The organism is Shewanella halotolerans (assembly GCF_019457535.1).
In the GTDB taxonomy this organism is placed as follows: domain Bacteria; phylum Pseudomonadota; class Gammaproteobacteria; order Enterobacterales; family Shewanellaceae; genus Shewanella; species Shewanella halotolerans.
In genome coordinates, this window is the sequence record NZ_CP080417.1 from 3,879,083 (window position 1) to 3,899,501 (window position 20,419).

General features: G+C 56.1%; 13 protein-coding genes and 1 pseudogene. 9 read left to right on the top strand and 5 right to left on the bottom strand.

The features are described 5' to 3' along the window. Nucleotides 1-68: 68 nt before the first annotated feature. Nucleotides 69-4,619 (bottom strand): ATP-binding protein, encoded by a 4,551-nt coding sequence (locus tag K0H81_RS16785; protein WP_144204340.1) that lies wholly within the window; start codon nt 4,617-4,619, stop codon nt 69-71. A gap of 120 nt (nt 4,620-4,739) precedes the next feature. Here K0H81_RS16785 and K0H81_RS16790 point away from each other — a divergent pair, with 120 nt between their 5' ends. Continuing rightward, entirely contained in the window at nt 4,740-5,651 is a 912-nt protein-coding gene (locus tag K0H81_RS16790) for a LysR family transcriptional regulator (RefSeq protein WP_011867015.1), read from the top strand. Nucleotides 5,652-5,694: 43 nt separating this feature from the next. On the opposite strand, the gene blaOXA is transcribed toward K0H81_RS16790, so the two are convergent. Further along, the gene (gene blaOXA / locus K0H81_RS16795) at nt 5,695-6,522 is read right to left on the bottom strand and encodes a class D beta-lactamase (protein WP_434086892.1); all 828 of its coding nucleotides are present in this window, start codon (nt 6,520-6,522) and stop codon (nt 5,695-5,697) included. A 400-nt stretch (nt 6,523-6,922) separates the two neighbouring features. Here blaOXA and K0H81_RS16800 point away from each other — a divergent pair, with 400 nt between their 5' ends. From K0H81_RS16800 to K0H81_RS16825, 6 genes and pseudogenes are all read left to right on the top strand, one after another. Further along, nucleotides 6,923-8,083 (top strand): PA0049 C-terminal domain-containing protein, encoded by a 1,161-nt coding sequence (locus K0H81_RS16800; protein WP_220059074.1) that lies wholly within the window; start codon nt 6,923-6,925, stop codon nt 8,081-8,083. 72 nt (nt 8,084-8,155) lie between these two features. Then, nucleotides 8,156-8,767, top strand: a complete 612-nt coding sequence (locus tag K0H81_RS16805; protein ID WP_220059075.1) for a SprT family zinc-dependent metalloprotease — start codon at nt 8,156-8,158, stop codon at nt 8,765-8,767. Nucleotides 8,768-8,963: 196 nt separating this feature from the next. Then, a complete protein-coding gene (locus K0H81_RS16810; RefSeq protein WP_434086893.1) occupies nt 8,964-9,698 on the top strand; it encodes an endonuclease in 735 nt (244 codons plus the stop codon). A 3-nt stretch (nt 9,699-9,701) separates the two neighbouring features. Further along, nucleotides 9,702-10,433, top strand: a complete 732-nt coding sequence (gene rsmE / locus K0H81_RS16815; RefSeq protein ID WP_144204335.1) for a 16S rRNA (uracil(1498)-N(3))-methyltransferase — start codon at nt 9,702-9,704, stop codon at nt 10,431-10,433. A gap of 38 nt (nt 10,434-10,471) precedes the next feature. Continuing rightward, on the top strand, nt 10,472-11,419 hold the full coding sequence (gshB, locus tag K0H81_RS16820) for a glutathione synthase (RefSeq protein WP_144204334.1): 948 nt from the start codon (nt 10,472-10,474) through the stop codon (nt 11,417-11,419). Nucleotides 11,420-11,431: 12 nt separating this feature from the next. Beyond that, nucleotides 11,432-12,748: pseudogene (locus tag K0H81_RS16825) on the top strand (alkaline phosphatase); the annotation flags it as partial. A 418-nt stretch (nt 12,749-13,166) separates the two neighbouring features. Here K0H81_RS16825 and K0H81_RS16830 read toward each other — a convergent pair. Genes K0H81_RS16830 through K0H81_RS16840 form a run of 3 tightly spaced genes read right to left on the bottom strand, consistent with a single transcriptional unit; the run spans nt 13,167 to nt 17,269 of the window. Continuing rightward, nucleotides 13,167-15,644, bottom strand: a complete 2,478-nt coding sequence (locus tag K0H81_RS16830; protein WP_220059078.1) for a putative bifunctional diguanylate cyclase/phosphodiesterase — start codon at nt 15,642-15,644, stop codon at nt 13,167-13,169. Nucleotides 15,645-15,648: 4 nt separating this feature from the next. Next, complete coding sequence (locus tag K0H81_RS16835; RefSeq protein ID WP_220059079.1) at nt 15,649-16,845, bottom strand: hypothetical protein; 1,197 nt, start codon at nt 16,843-16,845, stop codon at nt 15,649-15,651. Then, complete coding sequence (locus K0H81_RS16840; protein ID WP_144204330.1) at nt 16,829-17,269, bottom strand: type 2 periplasmic-binding domain-containing protein; 441 nt, start codon at nt 17,267-17,269, stop codon at nt 16,829-16,831. Before K0H81_RS16840 ends, K0H81_RS16835 begins: the two co-directional genes overlap by 17 nt. 182 nt (nt 17,270-17,451) lie before the next feature. Here K0H81_RS16840 and K0H81_RS16845 point away from each other — a divergent pair, with 182 nt between their 5' ends. Continuing rightward, nucleotides 17,452-18,480, top strand: a complete 1,029-nt coding sequence (locus K0H81_RS16845) for a methyltransferase (protein WP_220059080.1) — start codon at nt 17,452-17,454, stop codon at nt 18,478-18,480. 185 nt (nt 18,481-18,665) lie between these two features. Further along, complete coding sequence (locus K0H81_RS16850; protein ID WP_220059081.1) at nt 18,666-20,336, top strand: flagellar assembly protein A; 1,671 nt, start codon at nt 18,666-18,668, stop codon at nt 20,334-20,336. Nucleotides 20,337-20,419: the final 83 nt, after the last annotated feature.

Below are 20,419 nucleotides of genomic sequence, written 5' to 3' on the forward strand. Positions count from 1 at the left end.
GTAGAGGGAAAGCCTCAGGCAAAAAAATACCCGCCAATTGGCGGGTATTTAGCAGCTAGCGTCTTAGGTTAGACGGGAGAGACCACGAAGAGTAGCTCGCCCTGTGAAACCTGCTGACCATTGCTGTTCAGGATACGCTCGATACGGTACTGCTTATCCTCTGGATAGAGCACGGCACCCTGGCGGTTGAAGCCAGCCAGTGTCACCTGAGAGAACATCTTCATCGCTTCGGTCAGTGCCAGTGTCTGATCCACAGTCACTATGTCGCCTTCCTTAACGAAGTCGGCTTCACCCGGCGCCGGAGAGGTATAGAAGATACCTGCACCCTGAGCCAGAACCTTAAGCTCGTTACTCTCACCCACACGTAGCGACTCGGTATCGACACCAACAGTCTCTGCGGCGGCTTCCATCTCGGCGATCAGCGCTGGAATATCCAGCTCGGCCATGAAGCGTGGCAGGTAGTTGGTGTCGTATACGCCTTCGTTGAAGGTGCCATCTTTCAGGATACGCGTTAACAATGGAATGTTAGTCGCGATGCCCTTGATCACTACTTGGTTCGCCAGGTAGTCATGCAGCTTGTTAATCACATCTTCACGGCTCTCACCACGGCAGATGATCTGAGCGATCAGGCTGTCGTAGTATGGTGAAACCTCTTTGCCTTCACCGGCGATAGAGATGATCTCGATATCGTCACGCTCTGGGATCACACACTCGGTGATCATGCCAGGATGTGGCAGCAGCTGCAGTACGCCATTGCTGTCCAGTGCGGCCTTCTCGGCGGTCACACGAACCTCGATGGCGTAACCGATCTCTTGTGGCTCAAGATCTTCTATTGAACGACCGGCGGCGATGTCGAAGCCTGCGCTCACGATATCAATACCTGAGGTCGCCTCGGTCACAGGGTGTTCAACCTGCAGACGTGTGTTCATCTCCATGAAGTAGACTTCGTTGGCATCCAGGTTGTAGATGAACTCTACGGTACCTGCGCCCATGTAGTCTGTGGCGTCGCCGAGGGCGCGAGTATATTCCATCACCTTCTGCTTCAGCTCTTCTGGCAGCATGGTAGAACCAGACTCTTCGATCACCTTCTGGTTGTTACGCTGTACCGAACAGTCACGTAGACCCAGTACCTTGGTATTACCAAACTTGTCACGCAGCAACTGCACTTCGATGTGACGCAGTGAGGTCACATACTTCTCTAGGTAGAGGTCGCCGTTGCCGAAGGCCGCAGCCGCTTCGGTAGAGGTCTTCTGGAACAGAGAGATCATATCTTCTGGACGTTGAACGACCTGGATACCCTTACCGCCACCACCTTGTACCGCCTTAAGCAGCACAGGGTAGCCGATTTCGTTGGCCACGTTCACCGCCTGCTCGGCATTGGTCAGAATACCGTGGCTGCCAGGTACTACAGGCACATTTTGCGACTGCGAGGTCTTAATCGCGTTCGACTTGTTACCCATAGTCGTCATTGAGTGAACACTTGGACCGACGAAGTTAACGCCGTTGTTCACACACAGGGCCGCAAACTGCGGGCTTTCCGACAGGAAGCCGATACCAGGGTGCAGCGCGTCGACCTGCTCATATTCGGCAACCTTCAATACCGAGTAGGCGTTGAGGTAACTCTCGTCTGAGGTGTTACCACCGATACAGACCAGCTTGTCGTTTTCGTTCAGCATGTCGGCTGGTACTGAGGTCATGTCAGGATCTGACGCCACCAGTACCACCTTGATGTTATTGTCGTGTGCCTTGCGGATCAGTTTCACCGCAGTACAGCCACGGGCGTGCACCAGTACCTTGTCGATCGGCTTCATCAGCTGACGCGGATCATCCTGTACCAGCTCTTCCTCGGTGATCAACATCTCAGGCACTAGGGTCGAAATGGCGTTGCCAATCACATCCACAACCTTGGCCGTTGGCTTAGGCATCAGCGGATCGATGCTGCTTAGCTGATCGTCGATAGTGTCGCTAAATGGGTTGGTGACCAGGGCGTTCATGGCGCCAGGTACCTTAGACAGATAGTTCGACAGAGTCGAGGTAGACGGCAGATACGCAGGAACCACCATCTGACCCGCGAACGGCATGTTAGTACCCGAGAAGTAGTAAGTCTGTACTAACGGGTGAGTCACGAAGCTCGCCTGTGCACCACCGGTACAGTCACCGAAACCAAACATCAATACCGGCAATTCGTTATCACGAACGAAACGGGTAATACGGTCGTTCACTACCGCCATAGAGAAGAGCGCCGCAGCACCTTCTTTGGTCTGCATACCGCCAGAGCTGATAAAGCAGATCACCGGCAGCTTACGCTTGGCACATTCGATCAAGAGCGCTGAGAACTTCTCGGCAGAAGCCATATCGAAGGCACCGGCCTGGAAGGCGGTGTTAGACACAGCCACACCAACGCGCATGGTCTGTCCATGGTGCTCGAAGTCCGCAGTACCTGTGATCAGGCCACAAGGACGGATACCCTTGTCTAGCGCGTCTTCGATAGAGAGACGGAAGCCAGGGAAGTTCAGCAGGTTAGCCGACATCTTGTCGCCGTTTAGCTCTTCAAATTCGGTGAAGAACTTGGCAATCACATTTTCCCAGCTCATCTTACCGGCGCGCTTCTCGTCACGCAGTACCTTCTGGATCAGCAGATCCTGGTAACCCATGGTCAGGCGGTTCCAGAAGTCTTTACGACGACCGATACGCACTGGGTTAATGGCACCCGTGTACTCGCTGCTCTCCTCTTCGCTGGCGAAGTATTCAGGCAGCAGACGCTCGAAGAAGTAGGTCAGGATAACGAACAGAGAGTCGTTAAGCTGAGGGAAACCGACACTCTTCCACTGCTCAGTCTTGGTCAGCAGATCGGCGCGGTTAGACTGAGACATGAAATACTTCAGCCACTTGTAGAACTTGTTCTTATCGTTAGCGGTATCTTGCTTAGAGATAGCGCGGTCAATAGAGTCATGTAGCAGACCGTCAACCGAGGCCCGCGACAGACTCTTAGACATCATGGCTTCTTTCGCGATAGAGGCAAGGTTGCCCACGACGTTGTCGTACAGCGCGTTGAAGATCAGGATGTTATAACATTGCCAGATGAAGTCTTCGCGCAGCTCTTCGTGCACGATCACATCCAGAACCGTCAGCTGGTTCAGCTCTGGCCAATCTGCCTGAGTCACCTCGTCTGGAAGGCTCTCTAGATAATGGATCAGTCCCTTGAAGTTGTTCTCGGCGTTGCTCTTCCATCTGTGGTACAGCGACCAACCGATGTTGAACAACAGCGCCTTACGGGCCTTCTTATAGTTTTGCTTCGGCTCACCCAGGATGAGACGAGTCAGCATGTTACGCTCGGTAGAAACTTCGTCACGCTTGGCGGTGAAGTTGCTCCACAGCTTGTTCAGCTCTTCGTCGTATACCAGCTTATCTGGGCTAGATAACCAAGATTGGAACACCTTGTCCTGCTCCTGCTGAATACGCGCCAGCAGATCACCCTCAGGCACACTCACCTTAGACAGGCGACCATATTGCTCCTGTGAGATCGAATGGATACGGCTACGCAGCGTCAGGTAACGCAGGTAACGGTATGAGCTACCAAACAGGTTGAGGTGCATGGTGGGGTTGTTAGCCACCGACAGTTCGGCGTGGTGCTCAAGCGCTTCCAGGTTCTTTGAAGGCTCCAGGAAACGGTGGAGACTGCGGTCGTAGTGCTCGCGCAGATCCTTAGATTCGCGTACAAACTGTACCGCCGCATGCTCAACGGCCTCGATGCTGCTGATAATGGCGCGGCGTAGGTTGTGCTGACGCTCATCCTTGTCAGATGGCGAGAAGTCGATGATGCCATCGATACAACCTGAGGTGTACAGCTCTTCTGGCGACACACCAACCGACTTAGCACACTCCTGCCAAGAAAGGTTGTACTTACGCGCGATGCTCTGTAGACCCTGTGGCTGGATGGTGTTGAAGATACCGTCACGTAGCGACAATAGGATGTTGGCAGCAGCCAGTGGAATAGCACCACCAGAGTAACCGGCACCGATAACGATACCTACGGTAGGTACGTCGACGTTAGCACTCTCGGCAATCGCCTTAGAGATGGTGTGCGCCTGGTTTTGGCTGTTGGCTATCTCACCCGCATCGGCACCCGGAGTGTCGATGAGGTAAACGATAGGCATTGAAAGCTCGGCAAAATGACGAATGGCCGTGCAGGCCGCCAGGTGATGCTCAGGCATCCAGGCACCATTACTTGTGGTACGTTCCTGGGCGATAAAACCTATGCGGCGAGTACGAGATCCAAAATTCAGTTCGATCTCGGCACTATAAAAAGGCCCCATATGTTTTTCGACAATTAACTTGCCTTTCAGATCCGCAATCACGCGCTTGGCGCCTGGGCGGCTCTTGTCTAAAGTAGGTTGAATGACTTTGGCCACGTAGCCGTCAACATCCAACTGTTCTAACTCTTTTAAGTTAGCTTGAATTTCATCGTCGCTGAGCAGACCCTTGATCTGCTGTGAAAGGCTCTGCTTACTATGCTTAGGAAACAGAGAAAAATCCTGTGCCAAATGTTCAGCTTGAAGAAAAAGCGGATCGGCTGTTTGAACCTGAGTCGTGTTTGTGGGCTGATTGTTGCTGGTCATCAATAGATCCTCTGCTTTAGCCTCTAAAATTTTTAGCCCATAAATATAGCTTTGTTATAGGGTCAAATGCTATTAAACTGGCTTAGACGCTTTGTTCCATATTTGAGACAGTGATAAATAATGCCAGATTTAAACGGTATGATGCTCTTTGCGGCCGTCGTTCGCGCCAAGGGTTTCTCCCAGGCTGCTCGTAATACGGGCATGCCAAAATCAACCATTAGTCGTAAGGTGGCTCAGCTCGAAGAGCAGCTAGGCGTGCGCCTGTTGCAACGCGATACCCGCAATCTCAGCCTGACTCAGGTTGGAGCGCTTTTTTACCAGCATTGCAGTAGTATTAGCGATGAAATCGAGGCTGCCAAGGCAACCATAGAAAATACGCATAATGATGTATTTGGTTCACTGCGCATCGCCATTCCGGTTTCCTTCAGTCAGGAGCTTATCGCCAGCCTCTGTAGCAGCTTCATGCGGCTCTATCCCAACGTGGATCTCGACGTCCAATTTACCGACAGTGATGTGGGCCTGGTGGGCGAAGGCTATGATATCGCCATCAAGTATGGGCCGCTGCAATCATCCGACTTAGTCGCCCGCCTGCTGTTTGAACGCCAGCCCATATTGGTGGCCAGCCCTGGCTATCTCAAGGCCAACGGTACCCCGGCGACACCCCAGGATCTCAAAGAGCACAGCGGCATACTGCTGGGGACCTCACGCTCGGCCCCCATCTGGCCCCTGGGCAAGGGCGAACGCAAGACCATGGTCAACTTCAAGCGTAAGGTGAGAGTGAACAGCGCCATCATGGTTAAACAGCTGGTGCTGGACGATTTCGGCATCGCCATGCTCTCTAATTCAGTATGTAAGAACGAGCTGGCCGGTGGCAGCCTGGTGCCACTACTGCAGGAATGGCCAATGGAGCCTTTCAAGGTCTATGGCGTCTATTCCAGTCGCCGACAGCTGGCCACCAACATCAGCGTGTTCCTGGATTTCTTCACCAAGCGCTTCAACAGCCACGAGTCGCTTCAGTCTCTACTCATGTAGCTAACCTCTACTGATGTAGGCCGTCTCCGTTAGATGTAGGTTCTCACATCCAACCCTTGGCTTTTAAGAGATGCTTCACCACCCGCTTACGCAGCACCAGATCTTTATCTGAGGTGATATCCATATTCATGGCGAAGAAATAGGTGTTCTCCTCGCGCTCGAGCCAGCCGACCCACCATCCCAGTTTCTGCCCCTTGCGCACGCCATAGCCCGTCTTTGCCCTTAGTACCCAATCGCCGCTGGCCTCGTTGAGCATCATGGTCTTGACGATACGCTGGCTGCGCTCGGACACACGCAGTTGATTGTGATACAGACGCCTTAAGAAGTTCACCTGCTCGAGGGCCGATATCGCCAAGTCACCATCGAGCCAGAAGCTGTCCAGCCCGCCGCCGATATTGACGTTACCGTAATCGAGATTTGTCAGGCCGCGGGCCATACGCTCGGCCCCCAGCTGCAACGCCAGTTTCTGGTAGATGGGCACCACAGAATACTTCATCGCACCAATAAAGTTATGGTCGCGATTCCAGCTGCTGTAGGCGCGCTCAACGCCGTCCCAAACAAACCGGCTGTGCTCATCTTCTACTATGCCCGCCTCGAGTAGCAATAAACTGTGGGGGATCTTAAAGGTCGAGGCGGGAATATAAGGATGCCGGCTGCGGGCGGCGTCGTTAGTCAGCAGTTTTCCCTGTTTGTCATCTAATAGCACCATGACACCTTTCGCGCCCACGGCATCGAATGCCGCCTGTATCTCGCCATCTAGCCTGAGCGGCCCGGCCGACTCTTGCTCGGCCGCCGGTTTATCAGGCCCAGTTTGAGGTGCTGCCGCCGCGCTGCCAGCCCAACTTAACAGAGCCAGGCTGAGCAGCCCCAGATACCCCAAGGAACAAAGCAGCCGGTAACCTAAGCCAGCACTAAAACCAGCACTAATACCAGAGCCTAGACCAGAACTAAAACTGGAACGAAAGCCACAACTAAGACCAGACTCCGAGCTAACCCGCATTTTCATCTTCACACCCCACTAAGCCGTATAAAATCCCTGCTTCGAGTCTAGCAACTTGCCCCTGCGCCGTGGGGGCAAACTCATGATGATTTGTGTCAAGAATCTGGCATTTTATCAAGCCATCTCAAGTCTTTATTTGCAGGCAGATGTCGTGCATACTCAGTTGTTGACTATAATAAATTCAAATTGATAACCGCCCTGAGCCATCATTGCCCAACATCAGCCTTAGGCTGAGTGTAAGGGTAAGAGGTTTTTGCAAAGGAACCATGTCATGCGTAAAACAGCCATAGCCCTGGCGATGACCAGCTTGCTGAGTAGCAGCGCCTTCGCCGCTCTGGATCTCGAAGAACTGCGCCTTCCCAAGGCAACCCAGGCCATGCCCGACGTCGTCAACCGCTATCAAGCCCTGGTCGATAGCCTGGACGACAAGTATCGTCAGCAAAAAGATGAACTCATCATGACACAGATGGTGGCCCACCAAGGCGAGCGCCTATGGCAACAGGCCGTGAGAGACGTGCAATCTGGCGGTCAGGACGACAGACCCCTCTACTGGAGTCGCCTGGCGATGAAGAAGACCCTTAAAGAGTCTAAGCCCGCCTTTAACATGGCCGACTGGCAGCGCAGCATATTACTCAAGGCGGTAGAGAAATCTTCCCGCGGCTTCAGCGACATCCACTTCGATGACGACAGCCAGATCCGTATTCTGCTCACCGGCTTCGATCCCTTCTTTCTGGATCGCAACATAGATCAGAGCAACCCATCTGGCTTAACCGCGCTGGCGCTGGACGGCTACAAGTTTAGCGTCGACGGCAAGAAGGCCCAGATAGAGACGGTAATGATCCCGGTGCGCTTCGCCGACTTCGATCAGGGGATCATCGAGTCCCTGCTCACCCCTGTCTATCGTGAAAACAGCGTCAATGCCATCTTCACCGTCAGCATGGGCCGTGACGACTTCGATCTGGAGCGCTTCCCCGGCCGCAACCGCAGCGCGGCAGCACCCGATAACCTCAATGTGCTGACCGGCGCCACGGCCCAGTCACCACAGGCGCCTATGTTCGATGGCAAGCCACTCTATGGCCCAGAATTCGTCGAGTTCTCCCTACCTGTCGGCGCCATGCAGTCGGTCAAGGGTAAGTGGAAGATCAATGACAACCACACAGTGACCACGCTATCGAGAGGCGAATTCGACGCCAGCTCACTGAGCGAGCTGCAAAACACGACTCAGGTCAATGGCTCGGTCAACGGCTCGGGCGGCGGTTACCTGTCCAACGAGATCTCCTACCGCGCGGTGCTCCTGGGACAGCGTTTCAACAGCGGCATCAAGGTCGGCCATATCCACACCCCAAGGGTAAAGGCCTATGAGGCAGAGACAGAGATGGCCATAGTGAATCAGGTCAAGGAGATGGTCAAAGCCGCAGCAACCCGGCTATAATCACTCCTCCTGAAAACGCCCGCCAAACCGGCGGGCGTCTATCACCTAACGCCTAGGGCCTGTTGACCTTTCATGTTTCGACGATTGCAATCCCTGTTTCACACGCCTACGCCAGAATCATCCAGGCTTAGCTCCAAAGCGTCAAAATCAAAAACGTCTAAGCCTCCAGCAAATAGTACCGAGCTTAACGAACACCAGCAGCTTATTCTCGAGGCCGTTGAATCTTGCTATCAAACGGCAGAGGGGCAACTTAAGCGCAACTTTCCCCGACCCGAGGTGAACTTCAAACTCAGGGGCAAGAGTGCCGGCACCGCCCACCTGCAGCTCAATAAGCTGAGATTCAACCCTGTGTTGCTGGAGGAAAACCTGGATGAGTTTGTCCAGCAGGTGGTGCCCCACGAGATCTGTCACCTACTCGCCTATCAGCTCTATGGCCGGGTCAAGCCCCACGGCAAGGAGTGGCAGGCCTTGATGGTGAAACTCTATGGCCTGACACCCAGCACCACCCACAGCCTGAATACCGACTCGGTCGCCGGCCGAACCTTCGACTATCGCTGCCGCTGCGGCGTCGTGCCACTGAGCATTCGCAGACACAACAAGGTGCAGCGCCAAGAGACCCAGTATCGCTGCCGCCGCTGCCAGGAGACGCTAAGCCTCCTGGATGGCACGGGCGGCGAGGCATGATGAATCCGGCTTAACTTGCCTGAACTGAGTCGATTCCCGTAGAATCGGCTTGAATTACGGCGCCATATTCAGCAATACAAAAAGAGTGGGCGCCAACACAAGAGTCGCCACCAAGCCGGCCAAATAGAGAGCACGGCGGAGATAGGCGACGAATTTTTATTTTTAGGGAATAGATGTGCTAACTACCTCATTGAGTTTGAGGCCGCTGCTGCGCGGCGCCTTGGCGTTGCTGGCGCTCGGCTTTACCACGGGCGCCCTCGCCTCCCATCCCACCAGTTTTAATCAGGCCAAGCAGGTCGCACGCAGCATCTACAGCGAGGCGCTACCAGCCCAGAGCTTCTACTGCGGCTGCGACATCAGCATCTCGGGCAAGTTGTGGCAGCCCGACTTCGAGCGCTGCGGCTATCAGGTACGTAAACAGGAGAAGCGCGCCAAGCGCATCGAGTGGGAACACATAGTCCCCGCTTGGGAATTTGGCCACCAGCGTCAATGCTGGCAAGAGGGCGGCCGCAAAAACTGCGGCAAGATAGACAAACAATTTAAGAAAATGGAGAGCGACCTGCACAACCTGGTGCCCGCCATCGGTGAGGTCAATGGCGATCGCAGTAACTTCCGTTTCAGCCAGTGGAACGCCAAGGCTGAGCAATATGGTCAGTGTGCCATGGTGGTCGACTTCAAGGGCAGAAAGGTGGAGCCTCCCAGCCAGACCCGCGGCCAGATAGCCCGCACCTATCTCTATATGCAACAGGCCTATGGCCTCAAGATCGCCAAAAGTCAGCTAAAACTGTTTCAGGCATGGGATAAAAGCTATCCAGTTGATACTATTGAGTGCCAGAGAGACGCCGCCATCGCGGCCAAACAGGGCAACCACAACCCCTTTGTCCAGGCCCAGTGCCAAAAGCGGACAGATACCCAGCGTATCGCGGAGTAATGCATGAGAATTCCAAGGATCTATCAGCCCGGCAACTATGACCTTAACCAGCAGTTGATGCTGGACGAGGAAGCCGCCGGCCACGTCGGGCGCGTATTGCGCATGGGCGCCGGCGAGCAGCTCGAGCTGTTCAACGGCGATGGCCACAACTACCTGACCGAGATCGTCGCCGCCAGCAAGAAAAATGTCGAAGTGCGGGTCCTATCCAAGGAGGCGAACGACAACGAGTCACCCCTCAATCTGCATCTGGGTCAGGTGATCTCCCGCGGCGATCGCATGGACTTCACCCTGCAAAAATCGGTCGAGCTGGGGGTCAATACGATTACCCCGCTGTTTTCCGAGCGCTGCGGCGTCAAGCTGACCGGCGAGCGTCTGGAGAAGAAGATCCAGCAGTGGCAGAAGATAGTGATCAGCGCCTGTGAACAGTCAGGCCGCAGCACGGTACCAGAGGTGAGACCAGCGATGCAGCTCGACGACTGGTGCGGTGAAGCCACCCAGGCCCTCAAGCTCAATCTGCACCCCAGGGCCGACCATGGTATCAATGGCCTGGTGATGGAGACTCCAAGGGTGCGTCTGCTGATCGGCCCCGAAGGCGGCTTGTCGCCCCAGGAGATCGCCATGACAGAAACCCATGCCTTCACCGACGTGCTGCTCGGCCCCCGCGTACTGCGCACCGAGACCGCTGCCCTGACGGCCATCAGCGCACTGCAACTTAAGTTTGGCGACCTGAGCTAAAAGGCTCGGCCCTTAGTATTAACAAAAGGAAAGATGAGATGATAAAGCTTGGCATAGTGATGGATCCCATCAGCGACATTAACATCAAGAAAGACTCCAGCTTCGCCATGTTGATGGCGGCGCAGTCGCGAGGCTATCAGCTCTATTACATGGAGATGCAAGATCTGGCCATGGTGAACGGCGTGGCCATGGGTAACATGCGTCGCCTCACGGTGAAGCAAGATCCCCAATCCTGGTACCAACTGGAAGAGGCCGTCGATACACCGCTGGCGGATCTCGACGTGATCCTGATGCGTAAGGACCCACCATTCGATACCGAGTTCGTCTACGCTACCTATATGCTGGAGCGCGCCGAGGAGCAAGGCACGCTTATCGTCAACAAGCCCCAGAGCCTGCGCGACGCCAACGAGAAACTGTTTACCGCCTGGTTCAGCGAATTTACCCCAGACACGTTAGTGACCCGCGATGCCCAGCGCATCCGCGCCTTCTATCAGGAGAAGGGCGATATCATCCTCAAGCCGCTGGATGGCATGGGCGGCAGCTCTATTTTCCGCGTTAAGGCGCAGGATCCTAATCTAGGGGTGATCATCGAGACCCTCACCAACCATGGTCAGCAATATGCCATGGCCCAGGCCTTCATTCCGGATATCACCGCCGGCGACAAGCGCATCCTGGTGGTAGATGGCGTACCGGTTCCATACAGCCTGGCGCGTATTCCCCAGAAGGGCGAGACCCGGGGTAACCTGGCCGCCGGTGGTCGCGGCGTCGCTCAGCCCCTGTCTGAGAGCGATTGGGCCATCGCCAATGCCATCGGCCCCGAGCTGAAGAAGCGTGGCCTGATCTTCGTCGGCCTGGATGTGATCGGTGACAAGCTCACCGAGATCAACGTCACCAGCCCGACCTGTATCAGAGAGATCGAGGCCGCCTTCGACGTGGATATCACAGGCATGCTGATGGACGCCATCGAAGCGCGTGTCGGTCGTTAATCTGGAGCCAAGATGAAACTAACCCGCTTATGTTCCCTCCTCTGCCTGGGTGCCGCGCTGGTATCGGGCAGCCTCTGGGCCGACAACTTGCTCGGCCCGCAGACGGCGCCGAGCCGTCCCAAGAATATCGTCATCATGGTGGGCGATGGCATGGGCCCTGCCTACACCAGCGCCTATCGCTACTATCAGGACAATCCCAATACCCAGGAGATAGAGCAGACGGTGTTTGACCGCCTCTTGGTGGGTAACGCCAGCACCTATCCGGCGCCCGTCAGCGGCTATGTCACCGACTCGGCCGCGGCCGCCACCGCCCTGGCCACAGGGGTGAAGACCTATAACGGCGCCGTGTCGGTAGATGTCGATAAGCGTCCCGTCCCCACCCTGCTGGAGCTGGCCAAGAAGCGCGGCATGAGCACAGGCGTGACAGTGACCAGCCAGATCAACCACGCCACCCCGGCCGCCTTCTTAAGCCACAACGAGAGCCGCCGTAACTATGAGGCTCTGGCCCAGAGCTACCTGAGCACAGATGCGGACGTCATGCTCGGCGGCGGTCAGAAATATTTTTCTGACAAGCTGATCAAGCAGTTCGAGGCCAAGGGGTATCGGGTACTCAAGGATTCAACCCTGCTGGAGGGTGTAACCCAACCTAAGGTGATGGGTCTGTTCGCCGACGTGCAACTTCCCTGGGCGATCGATGAGCCAGAGGCCAGACGTCTGAGTACCATGACCGCCAAGGCGCTGGAACTACTCTCCCAGAACGACCAAGGCTTCGTGTTATTGGTGGAAGGCAGCCTGATCGACTGGGCCGGCCACAACAATGATATCGCCACCGCCATGGCCGAGATGCATGAATTTGCCAGCGCCATCGAGGTGGTCGAGCAGTATGTGCGTCAGCATCAAGATACTCTCTTAGTCGTCACCGCCGACCATAACACCGGCGGCCTCTCTATCGGCAAACAAGGCGATTACCGCTGGGACAGCCAGATGCTGCGCCAGATAAGCGCCAGCCCGACACAAATCGCTAAGCAGGCATTGGCCCAGGACGAGTGGTGGGGCGGCGTGAGCGACGCCCTAGGTTTTACCCCGAGCGATGACGAGTTTAGCGCACTGGATAACGCCAGAATGCAGGGCGAGCAGGTGCTGACCACCCAGCTTAAGAAGCTAATTGACCAGCGCTCCAACACAGGCTGGACCACGGGCGGTCATACGGGAGTGGACGTACAGGTGTTTGCCGCCGGCCCGGCCTCATCCCTGTTTGCCGGCCATCAGGACAACACAGATATCGCCCATAAGCTGATCAGCCTGCTACCTAAAGCGGCTAAGACTAAGCCAGAAGCTAAACAGGCTCCAGCTAAGCCTCTAAAGCCAAAGTCAGCTAAGCCAGTCGATGCTCTGGCAGTAGAAGCCGAGCCAGAAGCGGCGCAGCAGAAAACTGAGGTGAAGGTTAAAGCTGAGATTGAAGCTGAGGTTGAGAGCAAGGCAAAGGATCTCATCGACTCACAGGTATTGCCGAAAGAAGATGTGAAGTCGGCCGTCGAGGCCAAACCGGCCACCGAGGGCCAGTCTGCCGCCAGCGACTCTAACGCTAAGGAGATGGACGCTAAGCAGGCGCTGCAACAGGCAGAAGATCTACTTAGCGAGGGCGCCGAGAGCCAGTCTGCCGCCCCCGTGTCTCAGGTAGACAATCAAGAATAAGCCATATCTTTCACTAGCTACTGTTACTAGCATCAGGCGCTAGCCTATCTCACTAACTCCCCTGCCTAGCCAACTTAGGCTGGGGAGCCTGGCTGATCGGCCACAGGCGAGTCTCCTCTATCTCCTGCAACACCTTAAACACCGACGCCACGTCCAGTGGCCGCGAGAAGTAATAGCCTTGACCCAGCTCGCAGCGCTGACAGCTGAGGCACTCCGCCTGCTGCTGAGTCTCAATCCCCTCTGCCACCACCTGACGCCCCAGATTATGAGCCAGCTCGATCACTGTGGTGATGATATGGGCATCGGCCTCACCATCGAGCACATTGGCGGTGAAACAGCGATCTATCTTCAAGAGATCGAAGGGTAACTGCTTGAGATAGCTAAGCGAAGAGTAGCCGGTGCCGAAGTCGTCGATGGCGATCCTCACCCCCAGTGCCTTGAGCGCCGCCATGGCCGCCATGGCTTGCTCTACCTGCTCGATCACGCTCTCCTCGGTCACCTCAAGCAGCAGGGATTGGGCCGAGATTTGCTGCGCCTCCACCTCCTGACGCACCACGTTGAGTAGATCGGTCGCCAGGAAGTGTTTTGCCGACAGGTTGACCGCGATATAGAGCTCGGGCCAGCCGGCCGACTTGAGCTGGGCGACTAACTCCGAGGCCTTACGGATCACATAGTTACCCACCTCGATGATCGCCTCGCTATGCTCGATATCGGGAATGAAATCCCCCGGCATGATGAGGCCACGCTCGGGATGGAACCAGCGGATCAGCGCCTCGAAGCCGCGCAGCCTGCCAGAGGGCAGTTCGACTATGGGCTGCAGGAAGAGCACCAACTGCTCCTCGTTGATAGCCGCGCCTATGCTCTGCTCTATCATGAGACGGTTGTTGGCCTGATGCAGCATCTCTTCGCTGAACACCCGGTAGTTGCTGCGACCGGCGCTCTTGGCCTGATACATGGCCAGATCCGCATGCTGAATAAGCTCCTCCGCCCTGAGCTGCGAGGTGTTGCAGTAGGCCAGGCCGATACTTGTGGTGACGATCAGCTTGTGGCTGCCCAGCACCACGGGATGCTGCAGGGCCGAGAAGATCCTGTGGATCACATTGCTCACCTCCTGCTCGTCGCGCACCTGCCTGAGCAAGATAAGAAACTCATCGCCCCCCTGACGGAACACGGTATCCATCTCGCGCACGCTGTTGGTCAGCCTGGCGGCCACAATTTTGAGTAGCTCGTCCCCCTGAATATGACCCAGGGTATCGTTGATCCGCTTAAACTCGTCGAGATCCAGGAACATGAGCACCACACAATCCTCCTCGCTGGCGATACAGGCGATGGCGGTCTGCAGCTCATGATGCAACATCGCCTTGTTGGGCAGCCCCGTCAGGGTATCCAGCATGGCGAGCCGTTCCAGCTCATGGGTGTACTCGTCCACCTCATTTTCCATCCCCTGCATGTTATCGGCCAGCTGTCGGGTCGCCAGATGGATCAGATCCACCTCGTCGGGAAACAAGGATGGCTTGCTCGGCAGGCTGGTGCGTACGCTGCCAAAGTCGTGGTCCGCCAGCAGGGGCAAGAGGCTGGCGTGGCGCGCTAGGCTTATCACCGGCGACCAAGCCACTAACAGCACCAGACCGGCGGCCAAGATCAGTCCTACCAAGAGGGTGCCCACCATCCCCAGCTGGAAGGTAGATAGCATCTGCTGCCACTGCTCCAGACTCATCAACACCACGATCGCAGGGGCGTTTTCCACCTTATCCAAGGGAAAGGACCACACCGCCCAGTGGCTGTCCTGATAGCTGTAGATACCATCACCCAGGGAGATCTGCTGCCAGGAGTAGCTGTCGGCCATGTGACTCAGCAGGGCGAAGCTGCTGGGACGGTTGCTGATACTATAGAGGTGACGCCCCCACAGGGGACCGGGGCCGGCGCCGCGAGACTGGGCGCCTAATACCGCCAGCTCGATCGACTTGTCGGTACGAAAGTGGCTGATCACCTCCGTGAGTGCCGACTCGAAGAAGAACAGATGAGGCTTGCTGTTCACCAGGGTCGGTACCAGCACCTGGATCACGCAGTCCTCGACACACACCACCCTGGAGGTGAGTTCATAGGAGGCCTCGCTCTGCATCAGCCACTGAAGATCATCCTGAGAGTGTGGCTCGCCCGCATGGGCCAGTCGTTCACCGTTTAGCTGATACAGGCCAAAGCCCTTGAGATCCCAATAGAGCTGTACGTCGGGCCAGTTCTCGCTCAGCAGTAGCTGATAACCCTCGGCGCCATCATCGCCCTTGGCATTGGCCACAAACCCAAGCTGCATCGCCGCCTGCAGTGAATGTTCCACCGCCGTGTTCATGGAGAAGGAGAGGCTCTGGGCCAGCTTGTCCCGCTGGGCCTCCAGCAACATCTTCTGCTGGTTCAGTAGCTGCTGGTAGGCCAAGGTACAGATCACCCCACCCACCAGGGTCAAGATCAGAATCACCGCGATAAGGAGTTTCCATTTGATACTCAAGAAGCGATTGGGGTGATTCACTATCATTGGATCACCACTGGAACTTGTAGGATATTTCGATGGCAAACAGCGACCAGTCCTTGTCCTGCACCGCCGGATTCGGCAGCAGGATAGGCGTCACCCAAGCCGCGCCGCGCACCTTGTGGTATTCCGCCGCCACCATCCAATCTTTCGCGGGCAGCCAGCGGGTCCCCAGGGTCCAGTCCTGGGCGTAGCCGAAGTAGCCGGGCAGTCCTCGTTCGGCCAGCTTGTCGCCATCTGGGTCCTTCTCATCCTGTACCTGATGATCATAGCGAACAAACACCTCGACATCCCCCGGCAGATAGCCGCGCACATCCAGGTAATAGCCATAGCCCCTCACCTCATAGATACCCAGCTCCGGCGGCACAAACACCCCGCCCACATAGCGATCCCAGTGCAGGTACTCGCCGGTAAATTCGAGGGAATTGACCCGGTACTGGGCCGACACTATCCAGTGTTTGGAGCGCAGGCTGCCATCGGCGAAGGGGCCGCCCAGGTGGGACTGATAACGACTCTTGGCGTCGAAATAGGTGAGTCCTAGCCTCAGGCTGTCGTCCTGATACTCGAGATCCGCGCCCCAATAGCCATCGGCATCGAAGCGGCCAAACTCCTTTGAGCCCACCACGTTACGGGTCAGATCGTCGGAGGTTTGTGCATCCCCCAGGGTGAGGTGCCATTCCAGTGAGCCGTCCAGCACGGGATGGCCACCAAACAGCTCGCCGCCAGTGATATGCAGCAGGGCATCGCGAAGATAGTCGCTATAGACAGACTGGGGCAACAAGATCCCCGGCCGGGTAAAGGAGACATCCCGGGTACTGGTGTAGAAGCCGGCCTCACTCTTAAACAGGCCGCCCCTGGCCCCCACATACCCCTGATCTAAGATGAACTTATACTCGGCGAACAGATAGTCGGCGGAGAGACCTGACTCATCCAGGTTCCCCCATTGGCGATAACGGGCGGCCCCCGCCACACGGAAGTGTTCATCCGGCATCCAAGAGAGGTGCAGCGCCGCCTCGGTGACATCGAAAGTGTCTCCCGACTCGCCAACGATAAACTCGCTGCCATCGGCTGAAATATAGCCCTGACCGATAAAGCCATTGACCTGCCATTGGTTGCTCTTGGTCTGCGCAGCAAGAGGCAGGCAGAGGGCCAGCTGCAAACCTAAGATGCCTGCCAAAAGGATTAAGCGACTAGTGCTCGGCTTCATCTTGTCCTCCTTGACGCTCGATACCAGCCTCGACGGCGAGCTCGCCGCCACCGCCAGACACATAGCCTATCGCCCCGGGCGTGCTGGCCACCTTCTCGCGCATCTGCGCCTCGGAATCCAGGGTAACCGGCCGCTCGCCGACGCCGGAAAACACCAGGCGGTCCCAGCGATGACGCAGCACATAGGGCATCATTTCCAGCTGCTGATAGCAAAATTCTTCATGTATGGGGGAGTTGCTGGGGAGGACGAAGACATGGATCTTCTGACCGTCGGACCAATAGAGCTTCTGCATGGCGAAGATCAGCTTGAGATCCTTCGGGGTGATGTCGGCGATCTCCACAGAAGAGTTGACGATCACCTGAGCGGCGAAAACGTTAGCGCAACAAAGGCCCAGTAGGCACATCCATGTCGACAATTGCCGCATCCTCGCTCCTCTATCTCCTATAGACCTCAGTTATGCGCCAAATCTCACATAACAAAGGATATTTATCCTCTAATGAGATATAGCTTAGGCAAGAATCGGCAAACTGGCATAATAAATGTTACTGATAATATAGTGGCTTGGGCTATAATTGCCGCAAATTCCCCTTTGGCCTGTGGTTGCGCGTGTTATCTAATCCTTCTCAAGTCGTCCTAAGAAATATCGAACTGTTTGAATCAAAGAATGTTTTACTCATCAATCATGAGTGCGATCTTCTGGCGACAGCCCTGTTGGAAGATGCCGCAAAAGTCACGACTCTGGCCCTGGATTTCAACCATTTTCAACGCATCAAAAGCCATGAAAATGCCCGTCTGCAGTGCCATTTCGGCCATCAGCTGCCATCGACGCAAACATTCGATGCCGTGGTGCTCTTCTACCCCAAATCTAAGAGCCTGGCACCCTACCTGATCAACCTGGCCGGGCGTCATCTGATCCCGGGTGGCGAGCTGGTGATCGTCGGAGAGAAGAAGGGCGGCATCCGCTCTATCACCAAACAGCTGCCTGACTACTTCGATGGCGGCATCAAGCTAGACAACGCCCGTCACTGCATGCTCTACAGCAGCAGTCTGCTAAGCGAGGCGCCAGAGATCAAACTCAGCGACTGGGTCAAAGACTATATGCTGAGCACGCCGCAGGGGGAGCTGACCATCTGCAACCTGGTGGGCGTCTTTAGCGAGAAGCGACTCGACGAGGGCACAGAGCTGCTGCTTGAGCACCTGCCCACACTTAAGGGGCGCGTGCTCGACTTTGGCTGCGGCGCCGGGGTGATCACCGCCGCGCTGCTCAAGGCCAACCCAGATCTCGAACTCGAGTGCGTCGACATCAACGCCATGGCGCTGGCCTCCTGCGAGCTGACCCTGGCGGCTAACGGCATGCAGGCCAAGGTCTATGCCTCGGACGGGCTGACACAAACCCAGGGCATGTTCGACGCCGTCATCTCCAACCCACCGTTTCACGACGGCCTGGACAGCACCACAGAGATAGCGACCCGCTTCGTGCAAGAGAGCGAGGCGCAGCTTAAGTCTGGCGGTATTTTTCAGATAGTGGCCAACCGCCACCTGCCCTACAGTGACACCATAGCCAAATTCTTCAAAACCGTGAATGTGGCTGCCGAGAACAACAAATACAAGATCTACGCCAACCGCAAGGCGTAACTCGCTAAAAAAACACTGTTTAATCTGTTGTTTAACGCCGGGGTCGCCCGGCTTTTTTCGCACGAGATCTCATTTCAATCATGCGCTTCATCTGCATCATAAAATAGGGCTTCATAGGTCAAACTTTATGCTGTTATACTCGGGAGAATACTAACTAAAATAATAATTAACCTGCGGAAATCTCTATGCTGGATCCTGGACTGATAGAACTGAGTAGTGACGGAAACTTAGCCGAATTAAAAGTCATTCCCAATACCCATGGCCCACTGACGGTGGATGCCATTCTTGAACTGCTCACCCTCCCCGAATTTTGCCAGCTTTTCCCCCGTAAGAATGTTATCGAAAAGGCCGTCGCCCAGGTCAACAAGGTTATAGGTCAGGACGATGGTCAGTATGAACTCTTCTTCGAGATCGCCGAGCGCCGCGACGCCGAGATAGCCATCACCCTCAGCGACGACAAGATGAGCGCCGAGATGACGCTCACCGCCCCCTGGGGTGGCAAGTCACTGACACTGCAAGATATCTTAAGGGCCCTCAAGGCCGAACAGATCAGCATGGGGCTGAGTAAGGTCAAGATAGAGGCCCTGCTGGCCAAGCTGCCGACCTTGGCCCCAGGCGAGAGTTGCAGCGAGGTGATTGCCCACGGCAAGCCTGCCATCAATGGCACCAATGCCATCGTCGAGCGTAAGGTGCCCCTGGCGAGGGAGCGTCTGCTGCAGCCCCAGGAGCGCGCCGACGGTACGGTGGACATGCGTAACCTCGGCGAGATCATCATGGTCAAACCCAAAGACAAGTTGATGGTTAAGCTCCCCGCCACCGAAGGCACTAAGGGCTACAACGTTCAGGGTGAGCCGCTACTGCCGATCGCCGGCAAAGATCTTAAACTTACCGCAGGCACGGGCGCCGAGCTGCTGGAATCCGATCCCAATGTGTTAGTCGCCACGGTCGCCGGCCAGCCGGTGGAGACCAAGACAGGCATGCAGGTCGATGACGTGCTGCAGATTAAGGATGTGGATATCGGCTACGGCAACGTCGACTTCAAGGGCAGTGTCCTGGTTACGGGCGACGTGCATGAAGGCATGGTGGTCAAGTCCACCGGCGATATAACCGTGATGGGCTTCGTCGACTCGGCCCAGCTGATCGCAGATGGTGACATCACAGTCAGCAAGGGGGTGATCGGCCGCCAGCTCAAGGAAGATCAACTCTCTACCAAGCTATCTGCCAAGGGGCAGATCTCCGCCCAATTCGTGCAGTATTCGGAGCTGCAGGCCGAGGGCGACATCCTAGTTACCAAGCAGCTACTGCACAGCCACACCCAGACGGCGGGGAAACTAATCGTCAGCGACGCCAACGGCCGCCGCGGCGACCTGGTGGGCGGCGTGGCCCAGGCCGATAAGGGGGTCAAGGCGGTGATCATAGGCGCCACGGCCGGTACCCGCACCGAGGTATTCTGCGCCATGAAGTGCGGCGAGCTGAAAGAGGAGCTCAAGCAGCTGGATCATGGGATCAAACACATGGTGGTAGCCAAGCTCAACATAGAGGCCAGCCTCAACAAGCTGCCCCCCAAGGCCGAATGGCAGGACGATGCCCTGATGGTCGAGCAGGTCAAGGGGATGCTGGAGGAGAAGCGCCGCATCACCGAGGAGTGGTCCCGGGAGGAGCAGGAGTTCAACGCCATCAAGCAGGAAGTGGAAAACTATTATCAGGAGTACCGCATCGAGGCCTGCAAGCATATCTTCGCCAACGTCGAGCTACATATCGGCCCGGCCTTTAACCGCACCCAGCGCGAACACGGCCCCTGCATAGTGGTCAACGAAGGCCAGGAGATCAGCTTCGACTATAGCAATCGTAAGTGATCTCAATTGATTAGACGACTAACGAGGCCCGGCAAAATTGTCGGGCCTCTTTTCTTTGCCATGGCTTTACAGGCATAATCCCC